Below are 21,680 nucleotides of genomic sequence, written 5' to 3'. Positions count from 1 at the left end.
CCACGGGGGTTGAGTCCCGCCGCTACGCGCTGAACGTCAGGGCATTGAACGCGACGGCGTCGAACGCCACAGCGTCGAACGTCACGGCATTGAAGGTCACGCGTCGGCGGAGTCGGCCTCGGCGGCCGCCCGGACGGAGGCGAGCTCCTTGGCGGCCTCGCTGAGGTCCTTCGCGGTGTCGATCGCGCGCCAGTAGACGCCCTGGGGCAGCTCGTAGCCGGAGAGGCGGCGCTCGCGGGCCAGGCGCGGGAACGTGGAGCGCTCGTGGTCGCCCAGGTCCGGCAGCATGGAGGAGAACTCGGCGGAGAAGACGTACACGCCGGCGTTGATGAGGTACGGCGACGGCGGCGACTCGATGAAGTCGAGGATGTTGCCGAACTGGTCGACGTCCACCGTGCCCCAGGGGAGGCGGGGACGGGCCAGGGCCAGCGTCGCGTGGGCGTCGCGGGCGGCGTGGAAGCCGGCCATGTCGCGCAGGGCGAAACGGGTCCAGATGTCGCCGTTGGTGGCGTACCAGGGCTCGTCGTGGCGGGGCAGCGAGGCCGCCGCGAACTTCAGGCCGCCGCCGCGGCCCAGCGGCTCGGTCTCGACGACCGTGGTGACGTTCAGCGGCAGGTCGGCGGTCTTCAGCCAGTCCTGCAGGACGTCCGCGAGGTAACCGCAGGAAATGACGACGTCGGTGACGCCCTCCTCGGCCAGCCACTGCAGCTGGTGGCCGATGATCGGGGTACCCGTGCCGGGAATCTCGATCATCGGCTTGGGGCGGTCGTCGGTGTACGGGCGGAGACGGGATCCCTGGCCGCCGGCCAGGATCACGGCCTGCGTCACCGTCGGCTTGGCCAGCGGCGACCCCCCGGCGGAGGGGATGAGGTGCTCAGCGGTCATGGCCTCACCCTAGTAGGCAAAAGTGAGGGTGAGGCCACCTGTCACCTGATGCTCACCTGAATCAGTGCATCAATTCGCCGAGCTGAGGGTACCTGCGGCGAACGAGGCGTCGCAGACCGGACGCGCGTAGGACAGGGCCTTGTGCACGTCGCCGTGGTACTTGCGGACGGCCGCCTGACCGAGCTCGCGGGCCAGCGAGGAGCAGTACTGCCGCAGCGACGGCTGGCGGTCCATCGTCCGTTCCAGGTCGCCCAGCGCGACGACGGGGCTCTTGTCCCCCAACTCCCGCAGCAGGCGCGTCCGGAGGACGTCCTGAGGGGTGGCGGCGGCGTGCTGCGCCGGCGCCTGCGCGTCGGAGGCGGCCGTCAGCGACTGGACGTCGGCGGTCGCCGGGGGCGCCCAGGAGACCTTGGCGACGGCGAGGGTGCCGGTCGTCACGAGGACGAGCGGCAGCACGAAGGCGAGAGATCGGCCGATGCGGCGAACTAGCTGCTTCACAGCGGCGATGCTAGCGAGGCGTGATGATTTGGCGACATTGCGTCACTCCAATGAGTGAGCTTGGTGTCGGAATTCTCCCGAAAAGCCGGAAGCCGCCCGGGCGAACCGGACGGCTTCCTTACCTCTTGCGAGTGCTCGGCCTGCAGCAGTCTGCGGGCCGGACGCCAGTCGGGCGTCAGTCGGTCAGGCGGGCGCCGGTCTTGGTCGAGAACAGGTGCAGCTCGCCCGCGCGCGGGACGACGTGCAGCACCTCGCCGCGCGCCGGCACGGAGCGGCCGCCGACGCGGACCACCAGGTCCTTGTCGTCGCCGCCGACGTGCGCGGTGCCGTAGACGTAACCGTCGGCGCCGAGCTCCTCGACGACGTTCACGGTCACGGCCAGACCGGCGTCGCCGTCGCCCTCGGACACCACGTCCAGGTGCTCGGGGCGCACGCCCACGGTCACCGTGGTGTCGCCGTTGGCGGAGGCCTCGGCGACGGCGTCACGGGAGATCGGCACCACGGTGCCGCCGAACTGCACACCGCCGTCGACCAGCGGCACCTCGACCAGGTTCATCGCGGGGGAGCCGATGAAGCCGGCCACGAAGAGGTTGGCGGGCTTGTCGTACATGTTGCGCGGGCTGTCGACCTGCTGCAGCAGCCCGTCCTTCAGCACCGCCACGCGGTCGCCCATCGTCATGGCCTCGACCTGGTCGTGGGTGACGTAGACGGTGGTGATGCCCAGGCGGCGCTGCAGCGAGGCGATCTGGGTACGGGTCTGCACGCGGAGCTTGGCGTCCAGGTTGGACAGCGGCTCGTCCATGAGGAAGACCTGCGGCTCACGCACGATCGCGCGACCCATCGCGACACGCTGACGCTGACCACCGGAGAGCGCCTTCGGCTTCCGGTCCAGGTACTGCGTCAGGTCGAGGATCTTCGCGGCCTCCTCCACCTTGGTGCGGATCTCGGCCTTGTTGACCCCGGCGATCTTCAGGGCGAAGCCCATGTTCTCGGCCACGGTCATATGGGGGTAGAGCGCGTAGTTCTGGAACACCATGGCGATGTTCCGATCCTTGGGCGGCAGGTGCGTGACGTCACGGTCACCGATACGGATGGCGCCGCCGTTCACGTCCTCCAGGCCGGCCAGCATCCGCAGGCTGGTGGACTTGCCACAACCGGAGGGGCCGACCAGGACGAGGAACTCCCCGTCCGCGATCTCCAGGTCCAGCGCGTCGACCGCGGGCTTCTCGCCGCCGGGGTACAGACGGGTGGCCTTGTCGAAAGTCACCGTAGGCATGGTGCTTCTGCTCTCCTTCACCGGCAGGAACGTGCCGGACGATCCGTTGTAAAGGGATGAGGTCTAGTCCACTAGCGAAGTGAACTCCGGGTGACGTTACCTGTCCGATGGTGCGCTTGTCAGCCCTCCCGCCCACACAAACCAGCAGCGACCCACTCCGCCCGCCCGGTACACTGCCAACCGCGCCTCCTTAGCTCAGCTGGCCAGAGCACCGCTCTTGTAAAGCGGGGGTCGTCGGTTCGAACCCGACAGGGGGCTCAAAGCGGACATAATTTCGGGGCATATCGGACAACTAATTCGGGTGTGACCTGGGGCGTGCCTCCACGAAGAGCGGGGGTCGCGTCCGTCGAAGGCTGCTGACCGGCGTGAATGCGCAGGTCAGCGGCCTTTTTGGTTCTCTGTGGCCGGTACACTTGTGCCGGGCCCTTGAAAGCGGGGGTTGTCGGTCCGAGTCCGACAGGGGGCTCGCGGCTCCACCCCGGATGAGCTGCAGTTTCGGCCATTCTGGTGGTTTCTTCGGCCTCGGACACCTTGTCCGGGGCCGTCTGCGTGAGCGATGCGTGAGCGGATGGTCTGGCAGCAGCCGGTTCGGTGTCGGACACGCCATCCCCAATCAGCACGACGACGGGCTCCCAGCCCGCGAGGCGAGGCGCGAAGTGGCCTCGGCGATGGCCTGGTCCACCTGGGGGAGCAGCGAGGTGTACGTGTCCGAGGTGATCGCGATCGACGAGTGGCCGAGCATCTCCTTGATCGGGTGCGGGGCCGCGCTCGCGGCGTGGGCGAGCGCGGCCGCGCCGTGCCGGAGGTCGTGCAGGCGGACCGGAGGCAGCCCGATTCTTGAGCAGAGCTCCTGGAAGCAGCGGTCGGAGACGCTGGTTGGGTGCAGCCAGCTGCCGTCCTCGCGGGTGAAGACACGCCAGGTCTCGACCCAGGCGGCGTCCGTGGCCGCTGGCCTCAGCGATCTCCGGCACTTCCTTGTACACCGCGCTCCCCCCGACCGGCGCGCCCGCCATCTCCGGCGCGCGCGGATGTGCGTCGCCTCGCCGGACCGACACCTCGCCCGCCGCGGGCGGATCGCGATGGTCCCGTCCGGTCCCGGAGGCTTCTCGACCGGCCCCAGCCCTACCGGGTCAGCACGCCGCCGCAGTCAGGACACGACACCTGGCCGAGGGTGAACCAGCGCAGGTCGAAGTCCTCACTTGAGGGGACCAGGATGGCCGTCTCTGGCAGTCTCCGGCCGTAGATGGCGTCGCGCCGGCCGAGTCTCAGTCCCCAGACGATCAGCTGGCCGTCCTCCACGGTGTATGGGATTCGGCGGTCGCTCACCCGCAGGCGGCTGACCTGCGGGTCGTGAAGCTGTGGAGTCCACCGGCCGCTCAGGCCCAGGCGATCAGGCGCTCGGGCTGCTCCAGGATGGTTGCGGTGTCGCTGAGCACACGCGAACCGAGGTCGTCGTAGACGAGGCGGTGGTCGAAGGACCAGGCGAGGGTGGTGACCTGACGGGGGACCACCCTACCCTTGTGCACCCAGGGAGGGTGCGCACGGTGCCGAGGGCGAGGATGGCCGCCTCGCCCGGGTTCAGGTTGGGCGTGCCGGTGTCGATCCAGAAGGTCCCGATGTTGGTGAGTGTGATGGTGCCACCCCGCAGGTCGGCGGGCGTGGTTCGTGGGTCAACGAAGTTGAGCGGTGTGGAGGTGTCCGCGGGCTCGGCGGGTAGCGACGCAGCGTGTCCGTAGGCGCTGGTTGGCCGGGTTCCGGAAGCCGTGCGCGTTGCGCGCGCAGAGCTTCACCGCAGGTGGCCGACGCGGTCGCGGTCTGCCCCAGTGCGGGCCAGGGCGAGCACGTCGCGCAGCTGTTCCTTCGCGATCCAGGCCGTGAGCAGGGTCATGCCGATCTGCCCGGCGTCCATCAGCGCGTTCCACATCTTCGTGAACTGCGCCTCGGTCAGGTCCTCGCGGTTGCGGAGCAGTCGGCGCCTGGCCCTCCACTCGGGGTCGGTGGCCCGTCCGCGCCGGCCGCGCAGGGTGGCGGTCGTGCGGCGGCGGACGGTGCTGAGCATCTTGTTCGCGAGTTGGACTACGTGGAAGTGGTCGACGACGATCGTGGCGGGGGGCAGGCCGGTGCGCACGGCGGCCCGGTAGCCGGTGGACATGTCGATGGCCGCGTAGCGTATGGCGCGGCGCCACTCGATCGGGGTGGTGGAGAGCCAGGCGAGCACGTCGGAGGGGGCACGGCCCTCGACCTGCCCGAGCAGCCCGCCGCTGCCGGCGGCGTCCACGAAGCCGGTGTGCCACTGGTCCGCTGTCGGCTCCCACCTGCCCTCTGGCGCCACTGGGTGCGCCCGCGCCGGGTCTCGTCGATTCCCAGCACCTGCACCACGGGCAGGGGAGCCGTGGTCACCTCGGTGGCGGCGGTCCGGCAGGCGTCCATCACCGTCGGCCATGAAAGGCGCAGGTCACGAGCCGTCTGGATCACTGTGGACCCGGTGTCACGCACCCTCCGTCCGGCGGCGTCCCGTAGCCGGGCTGTCAGGCGGGCGCGTGCCGGTATCTGGCGGATCTGCTCGGTGAACGACCGGCGCGGGCAAGCGGGTTCGCGGCAGTACCAGCGGCGCTTGTGCCAGCGGAACTCCAGCCTGTGTTCGCTGTACGGCAGGTCGCGGGGCCTGGTGACGGCCGTGCCCTTCGGCTTCAGCGAGATCACCTCGCAGGTCGGGCAGGCCCGCGCTCCCTCGTCAGCCGTGGCTAGGTGCACCCGCCGGGTGCCGTCCTCCAGCCGCTCGACCCGGACGACGGACACTCCGTCGAGGCCGAGCAGCAACGTCGTATCGTTGGGCAAGCCCGTGGCTCCTGCTTGATCGTTCTGCGTAGAGAACAGAAATGATCACTCAGGACCACGGGCACCTCACAGCCGGGCCAGCAAGCCCGTCACCGATCGTGACAGCACGTCAGCCGCCCGACGAAGCGCACCGCTCAAGATCGAAGACCCCGGTCCGTCTGGGACAGGGAGCCCGCGTCCTCGACGTTGGGCACGATCAGTCCGCACCGTGTGGAGGTGGCCACGCCGAGGTTGATGCGCCCGCCGTCACTTATGTCGCCTATCCGTAGACAGATGGCCCGCCGGATGGACGATCCGACGGGCCGTTGAACGAATGGAGGCCAGACACCAGTCGCAGGCCTGCGATCTCACTTGGGGGTGGGCTCGTCACCCACGGAGAACGCGTCAGCATCCCGCCGGAACAGGGCGCCCACCAGGAAGGGAGGACCGTAGTACGGCGAGGTCGAAGGCTGCTCGCGCAAAGGCCGGATGTCCACTTCGGTCAGCCCGGAGAAGATCCACCGGAGTTCCTGAGGGGTGTAGGCAAGCCCGCCATACAGCTTCCCATCCCGATAGAGGTTGGCGTCAGGCACGGGTGAGCCAGAGCCCGGTGCCCATGCCGCGAAGGCGGCCAGCACCAAGTGGCCTCCGTCCCCCATGAGTCGCTCGAGAAGCTGCAAGTAGCTGATCCGGCGATGCGGCGGTAGGTGGTGGAAGAAACCGGAGTCGACGATCAGGTCGTAGGGGCCTGTGAGTTCGGTCTGCACCGGCCCGAACGCATCACCGCAGTACAGGTTCACCTCCACACCCGCATCGCGGGCTCGGTCACCCGTCCATGCGATCGCATCGGGGGACAGGTCGACGGCATCGACCTGGAAGCCGCGAGACGCCAGGAAAACTGCGTTACGGCCGGGGCCGCAGCCTAGGTCCAGGACGCGGCCAGGGGCGATCCGCCCCGAGTCCAAGTACTCCGCCAGATGCTCGTCCGGCTTGTTGACGAAGAACGGGATCGGCCGGTCTCGGTCGGCGTAGTACCCGTCCCAGAAATCGGCTCCACCGGCCGGGGTCCAGCGATCGGCCGTGACGGGAAACAGCCGGTCCATGAGGTCCAGGACGTCATCTACTGTGCGGATGTACCGAGATACGGGACGCATATAAAACCAATCACGGATGACATCTCAGATGTCGCAGACGGCATACATTGTGCTGAGTGGTCCGGTGTGGGCGGTGCCCACGGTCTAAGCGCCGGCTGGCGAGGGCTGCAGGAGCGGGCTGATTCCCCCGGTCATCGGCTCGAGGAAGACCGATCCGCGCGTCCTGAGCCCTGTGCGGGCGATGAGCTCGGACGCATAGTCGCGCTTTACAACGAAGCGGTCGCGACCGTAGATGAGGTAATGGTCGCGTTCCTCGTTCGGGGTGAAGTTGACCGTGATGACATTCGCGCCCGCCATGAGCCCGCGGTATTGGCCCTCACCGGCACGCTTCGACAGCGCGCTCACCGCCGGTATGAGCCAGTTCGGTTCGAGCAGCCTTGACACGGCGATGGCGTTCAGCGACAGCTCCACGTCGCCGGCTGGGTGGTTCGCCAGAGGGGTGTTCGGAGCCGGGATGAACGGAGCCACGCTGCACATGTGGACACCGAGGTCACGCGCGAAGATGAGGTCCCTGGCGACGCTGACAACATCCTGGCCGGGAAGCCCGATGATCGAACCCGTCCCGACGCGATACCCCAGGTCAAGCAAGTCCTGGAGGCACTTCATTCGCGAGTCCAGCGTCTCCTGACGAGCCTGTTTGTTCAGCTCGGGATCGCTGGTCTCGAACTTGAGGATGTAGCTCGTCGCTCCCTGTTCGCGAAGGTACTCGTACTCACTCCGACGCTTGTTGCCCAGGTTCAGGAGGATCTCGACGTTGCCGTCGTAGAGCTCTCGGATGCCCGGGATCGCCTCGCCCACGACCCGTGTGGTCTGCGGGATCTCGCCGCCCTGGAAGAAGACCACGTCGATACCGCTCGCTTTGACGGAGGCGGCGACGTCGACGAGCCTCTCGGAATCCATCCGGAAATCCGTGTTCGCCCGGGTGTTCTCCCTGCGCATCGGGCAGAAGACACAGTTGACCCGGCACTGGTTGGTGATCTCGTTGACACCGCGGACCACCACCTCGTCGCCGAAGTGCTCTGAACGCTTCGCGCGCGCCTGTGCGAAGAGCTCCTCCTGATCCTTGCCGCGAAGCAGGAGAAGCTCCACGGCATCCTGAACGTTAAGCACTTGTGTACGACCTTTCGTTCATCTCTTGATTTCCCGGCTGTCTCAGCTGGCCGCGAGGCTCTTCGCGCCGATCTGCTGGTGTATCCACTGGACAGGTATCGCGCCCAAGGCGAAGAGGACTCCGAGTGCGTACCAGCCCGGTGCGCCCCCACTGCCGGCGAACCACCCGAAGAGCGCCGGCGCCGACAGGCTCGCGACGTCGAATCCCATACCGAAGATCCCTTGCGACCGTCCGTACGAGCGTTGCGGTACGAGCTCGTACATCAACGTCGTCGAGCCGACCGAGTAAAGGATGTCGCCGCAGACGAGCGCTGTCGCGAGTAGGACCAGCGCAGCCATAGCCGGAGCGGAGCCCTCATGGAACGACAGGTACGCGGCGACGGGGAACAGGAATGCTGCGATCGCGAAGAGGAGTGCCCCGGTCCGGGCGGAGCGGGCGGCCTGAAGACTGGTGGTGACTCGGCGCGCCACCGGCACCTGCACCAGCACTACGCCGATCGTGTTCACGACGAGCACGACCGAGACGATCCACATCGGCACGCGCATGCGTGCCCCGGCCCAGAGTGGCAGACCAATCGTCAGCATCGGCTCGGCGAGACAGAACAGCCAGTTCAGCACCATCAGTGTGACGACGCGCCGATCCCGCAGGATGCTCGAGGAACGCTCCTCGGCGTCCTGCGCACTAGCCGGTCCGCTGCCGTCCGCGCCGCCGTGCCGCCGTGCCCGCCACACCCAGTAGCCCGTGGCAAGAAGTGCCGAAGCCTCGACTGCGAAGGAAGCATCGAACGCGGCGCGTGTCCCGAAGGCCAGGACGAGTGCGCCCAGACCGAGGCCGACGATCATGGCGGTGTTGCTCATGGCCCGGACGACGGCGCGGAAACGTACCCGGCGGTCCTGGCTAACCGCCCTGCCGACCAGCGCTCCCAGCACGGCGGCACTGCCGCGCGCACACACCACCAGGACGCTGAGCAGCCCGAGGGCGACCACGGGGGGTGACACGGTGAGGCAAAGCGTCACACCGGCCATGACCCACATGAGACAGGCATAGAGGAGAAATCCGCTGACGCGGTCTGCCAGCGCGCCGACCGCCGGGCCCGCGAACAGTCCCAGAACCGCCGCCACGCTCGCTCCCATGCCGTACTCGGTGGGGCTCAGGTGCTCCTGGCGAAGCATGAACACCGCGAGAGCCGAGAACGAGAGGCCGGTTGCCATGTAGAGGCACGTCAGAGCTGCCGCAAGCCGCCGTTCGACGGGCCCCTGCACTTCCGTGCGCCAAGACGTCACCCAGAAGAGCTGTGTGACGAGGCGTGGACGTTGCTCGGCGTTGACTGACATGACCATCCATTTCAAGATTCATGAGCCGCACGGACGTTGCCGACCGTACCGGGGCGGACCGCCCGGCTCGTCGTGCGGCAGCGCTAAGCCGTCAGGAGACCTCCGTCAGGGAGCTGACGAAGAGGCGGAGGCTGTCACGGGCTTCGGCTCCGGCGTTTTCCGACTTCTTGGTCACATGGCCGGTCAGGCTGCAGCGCACCAGGGCAGCGGTGGGGTCGACCCGGTTGACCTGGTGTGGCGTACCGGCCTTGAGGAACACGAGCCGGTTGGGCCGGGGAAGGACGGCGAGAGGGCTGAGCGTGGACTGTCCGACCCACGCCTCTACGGATGCGGTTTCGCCGGGTTCGTGCGGTTCTGTGAATTCCTCGTCGAGGATGAGCAGCTCGCCCCCCCAGGACGCGCGCCATTCCTCATGTAGGAAGAGAATGTAGGAGCCTCGCCGGCCGCCACCTGAGTCGCTGTGCCAGCCCAGACGGGAACCCGCGGGATAGTTCCAGAAGGTGAAGCCCACTTTGTTCCAATCGTCGTCCATCTGACCGAACAAAGCCGACTCGGTCCCGATCCTCCCGAGGACGACCCCGTACGCCTTCGGATCCCCTGCGATGGACCGATCCGATCCGCTCCGGATGACGGTGCTGCGCGACCTGAGCGCAGCACCGTCATCGGCCGTCAGCAGCGAACTCTCGGCGGTCGAGAACTTGGAGTGGGCCATGACCGTGCGCAGTTCCGCGAGAGCTGTGTCGTCGAGGAAGTCGTCGAAGACGGCGAAGTTTCCTCCGCGCTGGGTGAGCTGCATGTTTGTTCCCTACCGCTCATCGGAAGCTGTCAGGTGAGGTGGAGAAGTGGCTACGCGGCGTCGGCCGGCCCGCTCATCAGCCGCAGGAGTGCGTTCCGGGCTTCGGTCTCGGTCGCGCCCTGCTGCTTCGAGATGAAGCCGGTGAGGGTGCAGCGCGTGACGCCGGCCGTAGGATCCACCCTGTTGATCTGATGGGCGGTGCCGGCCTTCACGAGCACCAGACGGTTGGGCCTGGGCATGATGGCGACAGGGCTGGTGTTCGAGTGCCGAACCTGGCTCTCCATCTGGGCGATGAAGTTGTCCGTCTTGTCGCCGGAGGGCGGCGGGTTCTCGTCCAGAATCATCAACTCGCCACCCCACGAGGCCCTCCAGGTGTCATGGAGGAAGACGATGAATTCGCCCACACGACCGCCGCCGACGTCGTTGTGCCAGCTCAACCGGCTGCCTGCGGGGTACCGCCAGAACGTGAAGCCCGCACGGTCCCAGTCATCCCCGATGCGGCCGAAGATCTCGGTCTCTGTGGCCACCATCTTGAGGATCTTCTCGTACGCCTTCGGCCGCCCCGTCTCACCCTCGCCGTCGAGGCCGTCTCCCTTGAGGTAGGAGCCCCGGGACCTGTACGCCTGGCCGTCCGTCTCGGGGTAGATGACGCTGTCCACCTCGTTGAAGGCGGAGCGTTCCATCAGCTTGCGGATTTCGGCCAGCGGCGCTTCATCGAGAAAGTCGTCGATGATGACGAACCGTGAACCCCGTTGAGTGATTTGCATGGTGTCGGTCTCCCCTCCGTGGTGGTTGAGCGAAGTCGTGAGACAGCTGTGTGGAAGCGTGTCGAGCGCGCTGCGGCCGTAGCCAGCTTCACGCGCGTCAGGGCCGGCCCGAGGAGCCGGGAGCGAGTCCCGGTCGCGCGGCGAGCTCCAGGGCTTCGGCCCAACCGGCTACCGTCCGGTGACTGGCATCGACGAGGGCCCACTGGGGCAAGTCCAGGCCGGTTTCATTGCCGACCCACACGGCCAGCCTGATCCAGTCCAGTGACCCCAGCCCGAGCTCCACCAGATCCTTGTTCCTGAGGACCTGGTCAGCGTTGATCTCTTCGGCGGATCCGGCCGCCACACCGAGTTCCGCCAGCATCTTCACCAGCTGTTCAGCAACCACCGCGTCATATCGCGTGGTCAGTTCCAGCTGGGCAGCGGTGGTTTCAGGCTCCACCTGAGATCTCCTTGCGTACGAGTGTGATCAGACCGTCCCGGTCGAGTTTCCCCAGGACGTTTCTGGGGAGCTGGACGCAGCACACAACGCGTGGGCGCGGCACACCCGCCGGCAGTTCGGCCAGAGGCCGCTCCAGTTCGTCCGCACCGATGCCCGGGCGAGCCTCGACGACGGCATAGAGATCCTCGATCTCGGGAGTCTTCTCGCGGCCGAGAACCAGGAGCTGGACGTCGGTGACGCCGGGCGTCGCACGCAACGCGTGGCTGATCGCCTCCGGATCCACGTATCGGTTGTTGAGGCGAAGGCTCGTCGTGGCCCGAGCGACATGGTGGTAGACGCCGTTGCTGTCACGTTCGACGATGTCACCGGTATGCCAGACACGGCGCGGCTCGTCGCCCAGAAGCCCTTCGACCGGTGCCGACATCTCCAGGACGAGTTCGGCCCGGCCCGACTCGGTCGGCTGCCGAACCGTGATCCCGGCGATCGGGCGGCCGATGCCGCGAGTCCCCAGGAACGTTCCGCCTGTTTCGGTGGAGCCGAAACCGCGGTGCAGCGGTCGCCCGAAACGTGTCACGAAGGTCGCATCAAGCTCGTCGGGCACGCCGCCGGCACCGACCAGCGCCGCGCGGACGCGCTGGTTGCCGGCGCGCTTCACTTCGACCAGCAGCCGGGCGAGCCCTGCGGTCAGGGCCACCACGGAAACGTCCCCCGAGTCCAGGAGTGAGGCCAGTTTCCGCACCGCGGTGGCGGGAGTAGTGTCAATGTCGCAGTCGGCCAGGAGGGCGCTCATCACCACACCCCAACCGTAGGAGTGGGTGACCGGCACGGGCACAGCCACCCGGTCTGCGGGGGTAAGTGCCAGATAGTCCCGGTAACCGGCGGACTCGACTCGTACCCCGGCGACCCCTCGGCGGGCCAGTTTCGGCGTGCCCGTGCTGCCCGACGTCGGCATGAGGACGGCCGTCCGGTCCAGCCCGGGCACGGTGACGCGCTGGGTGGCCGGGGTGACGTGAAGGTCGCACTCCACCCGACACACCCCCTGGAGCTGGTCCGGGAGATTCCGGTCGTGCGGAGCGACCAAGGGGACGGCATCGACCAGCCAGGTCGCCAGCATGGCGGTGACAAGGTCGGCCGGGTTCGGATCGGTCAGCAACACGACGTCGCCGGACCGGACTCCGGCCTTCGCGAGGCCGTCGTGGACGAGACCCCTACGGTCATCGCCGCCGACCGAACGGCCGTCGATCCTGCTTCGGCCTGCGATGACGGTTGACGCCAGGGCAGGACGGTCGTCGCTCATCGTGTCCCCTCCGGCTCTTCGTTCTGCTTCGGTACGGGTAGGACGACCACGTGTTCATCGAGCAGCTCCGGGTCGCCGGTCTCTCGGTAGGACTCCAGCAGCCTGCTCAATTCCGGGCGGAACTCGACGGCGTGCTGGACGCCGTTGACGTTCACGTCGACACGCCCGGGTGCAAACAGGTCACTGCGCAAGTGGAGACGCACCTCGCGCGCGCCGGTCACCCGGACGCTGATCGCGTCCTTCGACAGCCGCTCGGCCCGGACCTCCGCGACGGCCTCCGACTTGGTCCCCCTGACACCCACCCAGAGGGCGCGCCCGTGTCGGTCGTCGAGCGTACGGTGATTGACCGTTACGGCCCCGCCGATTCTGCGCTGGCCGGCCATCCAGCCCACGACTTCGCGAAAGAGCGGGGAGTCCCCCTCCAGCAGATTGAGCGACTGCAATGCGTGCTGCCCGCCGGGTACTTCCGCATAGTGCACGTCCTCGTGCCCGGCGGCCCGCAGCTGTGCGACGGACTCCCGGTCGAACCGGGGGAGGATCTGACTGTCCTCGGCCCCGTGCACGACGAAGAGCGGAAGCGGGAGCAGGTTGACCAACAAGGCGCGCTTTCTGCGATCCGTTCCGAACGCCTCCCACATCGACAGTGCTCCGTTGATCGGTACAGCGGCACAGAAGCTTCCCCAGGACCTCATGGCGAGGTTCCAGGTGGCCATAGCGCCCATCGACGTGCCTGCGATCATGCACCGGTCAGGGTGGGCATTGAGCATCGTGCGAGCCCAGTACAAGGCGGCGGTCGAGAAGTCCGGGCCACTCAGGTCCCAGCTCGGCGAGTCGAACCGGTTGCCGAACAGCCCCGCCAGGTCGAGCCGGTTGGACCGGCTCAGCACGGGTTGCGCTGTCGGGCAGAGGATCGACACGTTCAGCAGCCGTGCGAAGTCCTTGAACCGTGGCAGCAGATTGGGGCCGTTGCCGCCCACACCGTGCAGCAGTATCAGGGCGCCCATCTGGCGACTGTCCGTGCCACTCGGGGTATACACGGCCATCTCCGTCGTCCTGCCGCTGGCGTCGGTCAGTGGCACCTTGCGGGTGCCGGCGGCGGGGGACGGCGACTGCTCCCGGCTGCCCAGCAGGCGCCGCACGACAGCCACATCCGTTCCGCTGCGGTCCAGACGGTTGAGCAGCTCGGCCGGGTCGCCCTCGGCACACAGCGCGCGCGCCTCGTGCGGGCTCACATCAGTCAGCACGGCGCGGTCCTGGCGAAACGAGGTAGGGGGCAGCCACGGCGGATGGCTGGGCGAAGCTCATGGACCCGAGGCAGATCGGCACGCGATTCTGTCGGCGGGCCTTTGCCGCCGCCAGTTGGAGGGCGCCGATGATGTCGGAGGCCGGGAAGGGTACCTCGAGTGAATCGGCGCCGTTCTCCTGGGCAAGGGGCCGGAACGTCGTGATCAATGCATCGAGCGCGCCAGGGTCCGCGCTGAAGCCGGCGCTCAGCACCATCCGGTTGCCGTCGAGCACCCAGTGCACCCTGGTGAACTCCGAATTGCCGGGAAGCGAATCGATCCGGGCCGGGTCCATACCGTCGAACAGATCCACGACAGGCACCAGCTGGTGTCCCGAGGCTGTTGCACGGGGCACCCTCAATTCTCCCCGGAAGCGCGGGCAGCGGGCGGGGGTGAAGGACGGGGCGTGCCGCCCCGAACGGTCCGGGGTGGCCAAGGGGAGAGCGACCCTGTGGATCAACGGGCCCTGCGGCTGCATGCCCAGCAGATCGGCGATGCCCGACTCCGCCATGCCCGGCTCGTACCAGGCGGCGATCCCGGTGAGGCTCTCCGCACGGGCAGCGTTGCGCAGCCCGAACGCCAGCTGCATCGCGGCGCCGGAACCGCGCATGTCCTCACGGACGAAGACGCCCTTGAAGAAGAGGAAAGGCCCCCAACGCATGCTCCGGTGGACGGCGCAGAGCCGCCCGGAGGGGTCGGTCAGACCGACCCAGTGGAAGTCCTCGGGGGAGGCCAGCTCCTGTTCCAGGCGGGTGAGTGTCAGGCGGAAGCCGCCGGACACCTCGAGAATCTCCTGAGCGCTCGCGGGCCCCAGCCGACGTACCGCCCTGTCAACGCCGGACATGGTTCTCCGTCCCGGCACTTCGGACCTCGGCGATGGGCAGCATGCGACGAGTGAGTGCGACGTACTCCGGGCCCTCGTCGCCCATGGCCGGGCCTCCTGCCCCAAGCGGGATCTTCTGCATCTTCCGGCTGGACGTGCGGCCTGCCATGAGATTCAGCATCCGGCGGGTGACCAGGAAGCGGCTATCGAGGTCATGGATGATCCACGAGAACAGATCCGGGTCCAGAGGATGGAACGTCGGGTCGAGTATCTCCGCGTTCTCGAGCCCGAGCTGACGAGCCATGTCGGTTTCGGGGAGAACCCGGTAGCCGACGTTCAGGGTCAGCTCCTCGGACTCGAGGTGCTCGTTGATGTACCGAGCGGTGGCTCGCACGCTCTCGCGCGTCTCGCCCGGCCCGCCGAGCACGACGCTGACCTTGAACTTCACGCCGCGCTGCCGGCATCTGTCGATGAACCTGGTTACATGCCGACTGTCGAAGCTCTTGCCGAGGAGGCGCATCACCCGGTCGTCCAGGCTGTCCGGCGACACGATCACGGGACCAACGTTGCTGACAGAGAGCAGGTCGGCGAATTCGTCGTCGAATGGCTTGGGCGTGAAGTAGGCGGACCATGTGAGGTCCGGCAGGTCGGCGGCGATGATGGTGCGGACCACGTCCTTGGCGAACCTGAGTTCGCTGTTGAAGATGCCGTCCGTGAAGAAGACCTCGCGGATGCCGCTCGCGTAGGCGGTCCGCAGTTCTTCTGCGATCGCCTCCGTGGGCTTGAGATCGCCGCCGTTGTCACCGCTGATGTAGGCGTAGGGGCAGTAGACGCACCCCTGGTAACAGGTCTTGCGCTTGGTCTCCACCCCGATCGCCCCGCCACGTGAGGCATAGGCCGTCAGGAGCGACTGGGGGTGGTCCAGGGTGTCGGTGAGGAACCCCTGGTAGCGGGCACCGGGGAGGTTCCGCCCTAGCCCCATGTATTTCTGGGGGCTGGCCACGATCTGGAGCATGCTCTGCTCGCCGGGTCCCACCACGCCGACGTCGAACCCGAGCCGACCGAGCAGTTCCTCCCCGAAGAGGCTGTAACCGGGCCCTCCGCCCACCAGCAGCGGTCGCCGGCTTCCCAGGGTCTCACGCAGTCGGGCCAGGAACGCCTCGTAGTGCGGCACGTGGCCGTCGCAGGAGAGGTCGACGGGATCGATGTTCCTGATGGTGAAACCGATGACGTCCCATGACTCGGTGGCCCACGACAGGTCCGTGAGCGCTGACGGGTCCTCGACGAAGTCGATCAACCGGGTGCGGTGCTGCTTCCGGTCGAGGGCATCCTGAATGCACCGGAGCCCGATGGGGAAGATGGGGTCGTTCCCAGGCATCGGGAGACTGGCGAGATTGACGAGAAGAACGGCGGTCATTGCATTCCCCGCGGCCGAGGTATGGGCTTTTATGCATGGTGGGGCCTGGGGCGCTCCGAGCCGCCCCCGACATTATCGTGGTTGACTCGGAGTCAGGCCCCAGGCCACTTTCTCCGTGATTTCTTTTCACGTACCCAAGAGATCACACGGATATTCGGCTGCCGCCGAAGAGTTGCTGTCGAGCGTCAAAGCCCGCAGCTCGATCTCTTTAGAGCGGGTCGCAGGACGGAGCGGCGACCTTGTGCAGGAACTCGGCGTCGACGAGGTTGAACAGGGCCTCGGCCGCACCGTCGAACCGCTTCGGGTCGGCGAGCATGAGGCTGTCCATGCTCTCCTTGTCGAAGGCCAGACCAGCCGCCTCCATGGTGCCGCGCGGGTCGACCGAGAGGTTCTTGGCGAACTCCTCGTCGTAGGTGAGACGACCGACGATCGCGTCGATGGTCATGGCCGCCTTGTTCGCGGCCTCAACCTGGGTCCGCGTGGCCTTGAGAGTTTCGGCCATCTTGAACACCTCCTTTTTGGATGGGTAATTCGTGTTGGAAACTAGGTCGATTCTCGGTGGGTGTCAACGGCGTTCGCCCGGAAATGGAAGCTGCTCAGTCCGGTTGCAGGGGCCGTGTCGCGAAAGAAGACCGGCGATTCGTTCGGCCTGGCCAAAAGTGTCCGTTTCCAGCAGTTTGTCCGGGCTTGATGGTGTGCAGAGCTCCGGTTTGGCAGTCCTCCGGGTCAGGTGGCCGAGGAATGCGAAGGCTTTCGCGCGAAAGCACTTGACAGTCTCAGGTCAACCTGTGACGTTCCGTGTCAGGAGATCCACAACGGCTAGGGGGAGCTGTGGAGGCATGGCGCGAGCCTGCGGGGGCGACATCGCGAAGGTCCAGCGGTCGCATCGACCAAGGTTGCCGAAGCGGCTGTTATACGCCGCCAACGCCCGTGCAAGCCATGGTGATTGACGAAAGCGTACAGAGCGCACAAGCGAAGGGAACGGGGCAGTTGTCCGAAGAAGCTCAGGAGTCGGTTCAGACGGTTCCGATCGGCTCCTTGCTTCCGGCCGACTCACCTCGACTGGCGGGCTTGAGTGAGGACCACGTGCAGGTCCTCGCTGAAAGCGGTGCCGAGTTCGAACCGATTCTCGTGCACAGGGCCGACGGCCGGGTGATCGACGGCATGCACCGTCTCAAGGCCGCCGTCCTGCGCGGCGAGCGCGACATCGCGGTCCGGTACATCGATGTGCCGGCGGCGGATGTGTTCATCCGGTCAGTCCAGGCCAACATCCGCCATGGACTCCCGCTGACCCTCCGGGACCGCAAAGCCGCGGTCATGCGCATCCTAGGCACGCATTCCCACTGGTCGGACCGGGCTATAGCCAAGGTCGCAGGGGTCTCGCCGAAGACCGTGGGGGCTGCTCGAACGAGTCTTTCGAGTGAGGAATCTCCTCACTCGAATCCGCCGATCGCACGGGTGGGGAGGGACGGCCGGGTGCGTCCGGTCGATATCAGCGAACGCCGTGAGAAGGCTCTCGGCCTGCTGGCGGAGCAGCCCGGTGCGACCCTGCGTGAGGTTGCCCGGGAGGCTGGGATCTCTATCAGTACCGCGCACCGGCTGCGCCAGGAGGTGCGTGCCGGTCTCAGCGACGGCGAGGCCACGGCGCAGTCGGCGGGCCCGATGACAGCCTTCGATCGAGAGGAGCCCTCACGGGCGGTCGACGTCATGGTCCCCACTCAGCGGGGGCGCACCCTGGCCTCAGTACCGGACGATAGTGACCCCTCGCCCGCAAAGGGTGTGAACCTCCGGATTCGAGCCCTGGAAGCCCTGTCCAACGACCCATCGATCCGGTTTACCGACAGCGGCCGTACGCTGCTGCGCTGGCTCAACGGACAGGCCCGGGGCTTGGTGGCCGCGGAGCAGTTGCTCGCGGGCGTCCCGCCGCACTGCGCCCAGGCGCTCGCCGAGGTGGCGACCCACTACGCCAGGACGTGGGACCGGCTGGCTGAAGAGCTGCAGCACATGGATCGAGGCGACGTCGCGTGGCGGGAAGCCCGGTGACGCAGCCCGGAGGCGTACTTCCCGTACCAAGGCAAGGCCGTTCGGACATGAGGGGAGCACAGATGACCGAGGTACCTGCGCCGGCAGCCGAGTCTCCGGAGCGGCCCGCCCGGAAGCAGCCCTCCGCCGAGCTCGTCGAGTTGATGCGGTCCGGCTGGGCCGACGTGGAACCTCACGACGTGCTGCCCGTCGAGCAGGCGCCTTACGCTGCGAAGCGTCGGGCGGCGCTGTCAGCCCGATTCCCCGGGGAACGGCTGGTGATTCCGGCCGGGCTTTTCAAGACTCGGGCCAACGACACCGACTACCCGTTCCGGCCGTCGAGCGAGTACGTGTACCTGACCGGTGATCAGACTCCTGGCGCAGTGTTGGTTCTCGAGCCCGCCGCCAGTGGAGGACACGAGGCGGCGGTTTACGTGCGGCCTCGGTCGGGCCGAGAGAGCGACGAGTTCTGGCGTGACGGACAGGGCGAGCTCTGGGTCGGCCGACGCCACAGCCTCACTGAGTACGGGCAGCTGCTCGGCGTGACCTGCCGGGATGTCCGAGCGGTCGTCGACGACCTGGCCGAAGGCTGTCAGGAGCGCCCGATGACCACGCGGACACTGCGGGGGCACGACACGGCACTCGAGGCGGCCCTTGCCGGGCACACCACCTTGCACGGGGACCGGGAGCTTACCGCCTTCCTCAGCGAGCTGCGTCTGGTCAAGGATGAGTGGGAGATCGGTCAGCTGCAGAGTGCGGTGGACTCCACTGTGCGCGGCTTTACCGATGTGGTGCGCGAGCTGGCGCAGGCCGTCGCCACCTCGGAGCGGTGGATCGAGGGCACCTTCTTCCGGCGCGCCCGGGTCGAGGGCAACGACGTGGGCTACGGCTCCATCTGCGCCGCCGGTCCGCACGCCACCACGCTGCACTGGGTCCGCAACGACGGCCAGGTCCGCCCCGGCGAGCTGCTGCTGCTGGACGCCGGCGTGGAGACGACGACGCTCTACACCGCCGACGTCACCCGCACCCTGCCGATCAACGGCACCTTCAACGATCTCCAGCGGAAGATATACGACGCGGTGTACGACGCTCAGGAGGCGGGCATCGCGGCCGTGAAGCCGGGCGCGCGCTTCCGGGACTTCCACGAGGCCGCACAAGCGGTGCTGGCGGAGCGGCTGGTCGAGTGGGGCCTGCTCGAGGGGTCGGTGGAGCGGGTGCTGGAGCTCGGGCTGCAGCGCCGCTGGACCCTGCATCCCACTGGCCACATGCTCGGCCTGGACGTCCACGACTGCATTCAGGCGCGGGCCGAGTCCTACGTCGACGGCGTGCTGGAGGCCGGCATGGTCCTCACAGTCGAGCCGGGCCTGTACTTCCAGGCCGACGACCTGACCGTGCCAGAGGAGTACCGCGGTATCGGCGTCCGGATCGAGGACGACATCCTGGTCACCGCCGACGGCAACCGCAACCTCTCGGCGGCCCTCCCGCGTTCCTCCGCTGAGGTCCAGACCTGGCTTTCCGAACTGGCCGAGTGAAATCCCGCGGGCGATTCGACTGATGTGAGGCCAGTGCGTCGTTGGCGAGTCGGAACCAGAGAAACCGAGTCTCTGGTCCCGGCGGCCGACCCCATTGCGTTGGCCGTGCGAGCGAATGAATTAAAGTAGCTGACCGAGCACGAATGGCTTGCCTTGGTACCGTACATCAAGACGAACTAGCAGGCCATTGCGATGTTCGCTGTGGTGTCTTGATGATGCATACATCCTGCCGCACAATCAGTCCTCGTGGATGATAACCCTGTGGGCACTGGACCTGGTGCCATAACAAATGATGGATGCGCGGTCGAGTTCTATGCGTTGCTGCCGACAGTCGGCGAACCGGAGATCGTGCATGCCGCTGTGCCGCCGGGCGCGTCGATTCTCGAACTCGGCTGCGGCACGGGGCGCATTCTGCGCCCACTGGCGGCATTGGGGCACGAGGTGATTGGAATCGACCACTCTCAGGATATGCTCGCTCACAGTCCAGGTCTGCAGACGGTATGCTCACCGATCCAGTCGCTGGAGTTGGACCGGGCATTCGACGTTGTTCTTCTGGCCAGTCAGATGATCAATTCTGACCCTGCCACGCGCCAAGATTTCCTTGCCACCGTTCGGCGCCATCTGAGGGACGACGGAATTGCCGTGTTCCAGCAGAGCCCACCGAGTTGGTTCGAGAAACTTGAGCATGCGGAGCCGGTCAGGGAAACGGCAGGCATCCGACGCGTCATACGCCTGGCCCGCTGGGAGCCGCCACGGATGCGTGCCGAGATCGAATACCAGGTTGGCGAGAAGACCTGGACTCATGCCTGGACCAGCTACCAGATCACCGACGAAGCGATGGTCGACGTTCTCGCTGCAGGGGGCCTGCGGTTTGGTGACTGGCTCACTGCCGACCATACGTGGTTCACGGCTTACCCTGCCTGAATGTGGTGCGGCCTTGGCTCTGGTCCCAGAGGGCCCCTGAGTCTCTGAAGCGCTGCCATAAGGGGTAATGGTGCAGCCCCTGGTTGCCATCGATCTATCGGATGAGGGTTCGGTGGCAACCAGGGCCCAGCTCAGCTTGGTGGAATTCGTATAGTACGTAGTCAACCGATATTGGCTCGTCCCTGGGGCCAGTCGGCACCGCGAATTCCTCCCTCCGGTACGCCGATCCCCGGAATCCGGTCTCCGCGGCAAGTTCTCTCAGGAGCGCCGGATTTCCGAGGGTTTCGCTGAAGCCATGGAATATTCGGCCACCTCCGGACAGGTGTCGGCCAGCGTTGGCAAAGAAACCGTGATGCGCCGCGTAGCACGAGTCGAAGGCGGCGTAATCGATGCCGCTCACGTAGTAATGGTCTGCTGGTGCCTCGACGAACGGCGAATTCCAGTAGATCATGTCGAAAACGTCGATAGCGTCGAGGGCGGAGAAGAGATTGCTAGTCAGTGCGATGACCTTCCCGTCCACACCATGACGGATGGCGTTCAGCCGGGTGGTCTCGACTGCCGCGGGATTGACGTCCAAGGCAAACACCCGCGAACAGCCATGCAGTGCCGCCATGACCGCCGTCACCCCTGCCCCACAGCCGACCACCGCGAGGTTGTCGGCTTCTTGGTACGGCAGCCAGGACGTGAACAGCCTCGTGGCGACCGCGTTCCCTGGCCAGACGTCAGGAAGGAGGCTCCACTCACGGTCGAATGCGGTGAATCTATCCTGCGGTGGGAGATTCCGAAACCGGGCGAGATCACGCTTCCCGAGTTCATAGCCAATCGCATTGAACACGTGTCCCCCTTTGCGGCTGAGATTCTCCCCGAGATCCTGCATTTCACCTCATGCGCCGTCAACCATTCCTCGGGTGCAGCTACACGTCGAGGAAGCGGACGTCCTTGGCATTGCGCTGGATGAAGGAGCGGCGGGCCTCGACGTCCTCGCCCATGAGGATCGAGAAGAGGTCGTCGGCGCGGGCGGCGTCCTGCAGGGTGACCTGGGAGAGCAGCCGCAGGTCGAGGTCCATGGTGGTGACCCGCAGTTCCTCGGCGTTCATCTCGCCCAGACCCTTGAAGCGCTGGATCGCGTCGTCCTTGGGGAGCTTGCGGCCGGCCTGGCGGCCGGCCTCGAGGGCGGCGTCGCGCTCGCGGTCGGAGTAGACGTACTCGATGTCGTCCCGGCCCCACTTGATCTTGTACAGCGGCGGGCGGGCCAGGAAGACGTGGCCGCCCTCGATCAGCGGGCGCATGAAGCGGAACAGCAGG

The 21,680-nt window shown here is 66.9% G+C and carries 20 protein-coding genes, 1 tRNA gene and 4 pseudogenes; 4 read left to right on the top strand and 21 right to left on the bottom strand.

Going from position 1 to position 21,680, the window contains the following annotated elements; all coding sequences use genetic code 11:
* Window positions 1-96 precede the first annotated feature (96 nt).
* The 3 genes from TR49_RS33650 to TR49_RS33640 form a co-directional block, all read right to left on the bottom strand.
* Window positions 97-885, bottom strand: coding sequence for a nucleotidyltransferase family protein (locus TR49_RS33650; RefSeq protein WP_042388622.1), 789 nt, complete (start codon window positions 883-885; stop codon window positions 97-99).
* 69 nt (window positions 886-954) lie between these two features.
* On the bottom strand, window positions 955-1,383 hold the full coding sequence (locus TR49_RS33645) for a hypothetical protein (protein WP_042388620.1): 429 nt from the start codon (window positions 1,381-1,383) through the stop codon (window positions 955-957).
* Window positions 1,384-1,558: 175 nt separating this feature from the next.
* The gene (locus TR49_RS33640; RefSeq protein ID WP_042388618.1) at window positions 1,559-2,659 is read right to left on the bottom strand and encodes an ABC transporter ATP-binding protein; all 1,101 of its coding nucleotides are present in this window, start codon (window positions 2,657-2,659) and stop codon (window positions 1,559-1,561) included.
* A gap of 184 nt (window positions 2,660-2,843) precedes the next feature.
* Between TR49_RS33640 and TR49_RS33635 the strand changes: the two genes are divergently transcribed.
* Window positions 2,844-2,917 (top strand) — tRNA-Thr (locus TR49_RS33635).
* Between the two features lie 355 nt (window positions 2,918-3,272).
* On the opposite strand, the gene TR49_RS46505 is transcribed toward TR49_RS33635, so the two are convergent.
* The 16 genes and pseudogenes from TR49_RS46505 to TR49_RS33570 form a co-directional block, all read right to left on the bottom strand.
* On the bottom strand, window positions 3,273-3,401 hold the full coding sequence (locus TR49_RS46505) for a hypothetical protein (RefSeq protein WP_268874144.1): 129 nt from the start codon (window positions 3,399-3,401) through the stop codon (window positions 3,273-3,275).
* Window positions 3,402-3,410: 9 nt separating this feature from the next.
* Window positions 3,411-3,545: pseudogene (locus TR49_RS47085) on the bottom strand (hypothetical protein); the annotation flags it as partial.
* A 490-nt stretch (window positions 3,546-4,035) separates the two neighbouring features.
* Window positions 4,036-4,325, bottom strand: a pseudogene (locus TR49_RS42055) (2-oxo acid dehydrogenase subunit E2); the annotation flags it as partial.
* A 120-nt stretch (window positions 4,326-4,445) separates the two neighbouring features.
* Entirely contained in the window at window positions 4,446-4,937 is a 492-nt protein-coding gene (locus TR49_RS46010) for a transposase (protein ID WP_236653643.1), read from the bottom strand.
* 149 nt (window positions 4,938-5,086) lie between these two features.
* Window positions 5,087-5,413, bottom strand: a pseudogene (locus tag TR49_RS46500) (helix-turn-helix domain-containing protein); the annotation flags it as partial.
* A gap of 431 nt (window positions 5,414-5,844) precedes the next feature.
* Window positions 5,845-6,579, bottom strand: coding sequence for a class I SAM-dependent methyltransferase (locus TR49_RS33620; RefSeq protein ID WP_042388613.1), 735 nt, complete (start codon window positions 6,577-6,579; stop codon window positions 5,845-5,847).
* Between the two features lie 135 nt (window positions 6,580-6,714).
* Window positions 6,715-7,740 (bottom strand): biotin synthase BioB, encoded by a 1,026-nt coding sequence (locus TR49_RS33615; RefSeq protein WP_042388610.1) that lies wholly within the window; start codon window positions 7,738-7,740, stop codon window positions 6,715-6,717.
* 42 nt (window positions 7,741-7,782) lie between these two features.
* Window positions 7,783-9,075, bottom strand: coding sequence for an MFS transporter (locus tag TR49_RS33610; protein WP_160311682.1), 1,293 nt, complete (start codon window positions 9,073-9,075; stop codon window positions 7,783-7,785).
* A 91-nt stretch (window positions 9,076-9,166) separates the two neighbouring features.
* The gene (locus tag TR49_RS33605; RefSeq protein WP_042388604.1) at window positions 9,167-9,871 is read right to left on the bottom strand and encodes a 2OG-Fe(II) oxygenase; all 705 of its coding nucleotides are present in this window, start codon (window positions 9,869-9,871) and stop codon (window positions 9,167-9,169) included.
* Between the two features lie 50 nt (window positions 9,872-9,921).
* Entirely contained in the window at window positions 9,922-10,638 is a 717-nt protein-coding gene (locus TR49_RS33600; protein WP_042388602.1) for a 2OG-Fe(II) oxygenase, read from the bottom strand.
* Window positions 10,639-10,735: 97 nt separating this feature from the next.
* Complete coding sequence (locus TR49_RS33595; protein WP_042388599.1) at window positions 10,736-11,077, bottom strand: acyl carrier protein; 342 nt, start codon at window positions 11,075-11,077, stop codon at window positions 10,736-10,738.
* Window positions 11,067-12,374, bottom strand: a complete 1,308-nt coding sequence (locus tag TR49_RS33590) for an AMP-binding protein (protein ID WP_042388596.1) — start codon at window positions 12,372-12,374, stop codon at window positions 11,067-11,069. The genes TR49_RS33595 and TR49_RS33590 overlap by 11 nt, the downstream gene beginning before the upstream one ends.
* The gene (locus TR49_RS33585) at window positions 12,371-13,618 is read right to left on the bottom strand and encodes an alpha/beta hydrolase (protein WP_042388593.1); all 1,248 of its coding nucleotides are present in this window, start codon (window positions 13,616-13,618) and stop codon (window positions 12,371-12,373) included. The genes TR49_RS33590 and TR49_RS33585 overlap by 4 nt, the downstream gene beginning before the upstream one ends.
* Window positions 13,608-14,438, bottom strand: a complete 831-nt coding sequence (locus TR49_RS33580) for a hypothetical protein (protein WP_152627587.1) — start codon at window positions 14,436-14,438, stop codon at window positions 13,608-13,610. The genes TR49_RS33585 and TR49_RS33580 overlap by 11 nt, the downstream gene beginning before the upstream one ends.
* 49 nt (window positions 14,439-14,487) lie before the next feature.
* The gene (locus TR49_RS33575; protein WP_042388589.1) at window positions 14,488-15,897 is read right to left on the bottom strand and encodes a B12-binding domain-containing radical SAM protein; all 1,410 of its coding nucleotides are present in this window, start codon (window positions 15,895-15,897) and stop codon (window positions 14,488-14,490) included.
* Window positions 15,898-16,105: 208 nt separating this feature from the next.
* Window positions 16,106-16,399, bottom strand: a complete 294-nt coding sequence (locus TR49_RS33570) for a hypothetical protein (protein WP_152627586.1) — start codon at window positions 16,397-16,399, stop codon at window positions 16,106-16,108.
* 437 nt (window positions 16,400-16,836) lie between these two features.
* Here TR49_RS33570 and TR49_RS33565 point away from each other — a divergent pair, with 437 nt between their 5' ends.
* The 3 genes from TR49_RS33565 (at window position 16,837) to TR49_RS33555 (ending at window position 20,375) form a co-directional block, all read left to right on the top strand.
* Window positions 16,837-17,940: a ParB/RepB/Spo0J family partition protein gene (locus TR49_RS33565; protein WP_084725701.1), complete on the top strand. Its 1,104-nt coding sequence runs from the start codon at window positions 16,837-16,839 to the stop codon at window positions 17,938-17,940.
* Between the two features lie 62 nt (window positions 17,941-18,002).
* Window positions 18,003-19,451 carry an aminopeptidase P family protein gene (locus TR49_RS33560; protein ID WP_042388583.1) on the top strand — a complete coding sequence of 483 codons (1,449 nt, stop codon included), beginning with the start codon at window positions 18,003-18,005 and terminating at the stop codon, window positions 19,449-19,451.
* A 246-nt stretch (window positions 19,452-19,697) separates the two neighbouring features.
* Window positions 19,698-20,375, top strand: coding sequence for a class I SAM-dependent methyltransferase (locus TR49_RS33555; RefSeq protein WP_160311681.1), 678 nt, complete (start codon window positions 19,698-19,700; stop codon window positions 20,373-20,375).
* Between the two features lie 94 nt (window positions 20,376-20,469).
* On the opposite strand, the gene TR49_RS33550 is transcribed toward TR49_RS33555, so the two are convergent.
* Both TR49_RS33550 and TR49_RS33545 read right to left on the bottom strand, forming a co-directional pair.
* Entirely contained in the window at window positions 20,470-21,210 is a 741-nt protein-coding gene (locus tag TR49_RS33550) for a methyltransferase (protein ID WP_042388658.1), read from the bottom strand.
* 79 nt (window positions 21,211-21,289) lie between these two features.
* A pseudogene (locus tag TR49_RS33545) lies at window positions 21,290-21,680 on the bottom strand (DNA topoisomerase IV subunit B); the annotation flags it as partial.

The sequence above is a fragment of the Streptacidiphilus melanogenes genome (genome assembly GCF_000787835.1).
GTDB lineage: Bacteria > Actinomycetota > Actinomycetes > Streptomycetales > Streptomycetaceae > Streptacidiphilus > Streptacidiphilus melanogenes.
Note: the sequence above shows the minus strand (reverse complement) of the source record. Positions and strands in the feature narration are given on the sequence as shown.

Coding starts and splice junctions, on each gene's coding strand:
- TR49_RS33650 (WP_042388622.1), bottom strand. CDS start 885: ATGACCGCTGAGCACCTCATCCCCTCCGCCGGGGGGTCGCCGCTGGCC.
- TR49_RS33640 (WP_042388618.1), bottom strand. CDS start 2,659: ATGCCTACGGTGACTTTCGACAAGGCCACCCGTCTGTACCCCGGCGGC.
- TR49_RS46505 (WP_268874144.1), bottom strand. CDS start 3,401: ATGCTCGGCCACTCGTCGATCGCGATCACCTCGGACACGTACACCTCG.
- TR49_RS33620 (WP_042388613.1), bottom strand. CDS start 6,579: ATGGACCGGCTGTTTCCCGTCACGGCCGATCGCTGGACCCCGGCCGGT.
- TR49_RS33610 (WP_160311682.1), bottom strand. CDS start 9,075: ATGTCAGTCAACGCCGAGCAACGTCCACGCCTCGTCACACAGCTCTTC.
- TR49_RS33605 (WP_042388604.1), bottom strand. CDS start 9,871: ATGCAGCTCACCCAGCGCGGAGGAAACTTCGCCGTCTTCGACGACTTC.
- TR49_RS33600 (WP_042388602.1), bottom strand. CDS start 10,638: ATGCAAATCACTCAACGGGGTTCACGGTTCGTCATCATCGACGACTTT.
- TR49_RS33590 (WP_042388596.1), bottom strand. CDS start 12,374: ATGAGCGACGACCGTCCTGCCCTGGCGTCAACCGTCATCGCAGGCCGA.
- TR49_RS33575 (WP_042388589.1), bottom strand. CDS start 15,897: ATGACCGCCGTTCTTCTCGTCAATCTCGCCAGTCTCCCGATGCCTGGG.
- TR49_RS33570 (WP_152627586.1), bottom strand. CDS start 16,399: ATGGCCGAAACTCTCAAGGCCACGCGGACCCAGGTTGAGGCCGCGAAC.
- TR49_RS33565 (WP_084725701.1), top strand. CDS start 16,837: ATGGTGATTGACGAAAGCGTACAGAGCGCACAAGCGAAGGGAACGGGG.
- TR49_RS33560 (WP_042388583.1), top strand. CDS start 18,003: ATGACCGAGGTACCTGCGCCGGCAGCCGAGTCTCCGGAGCGGCCCGCC.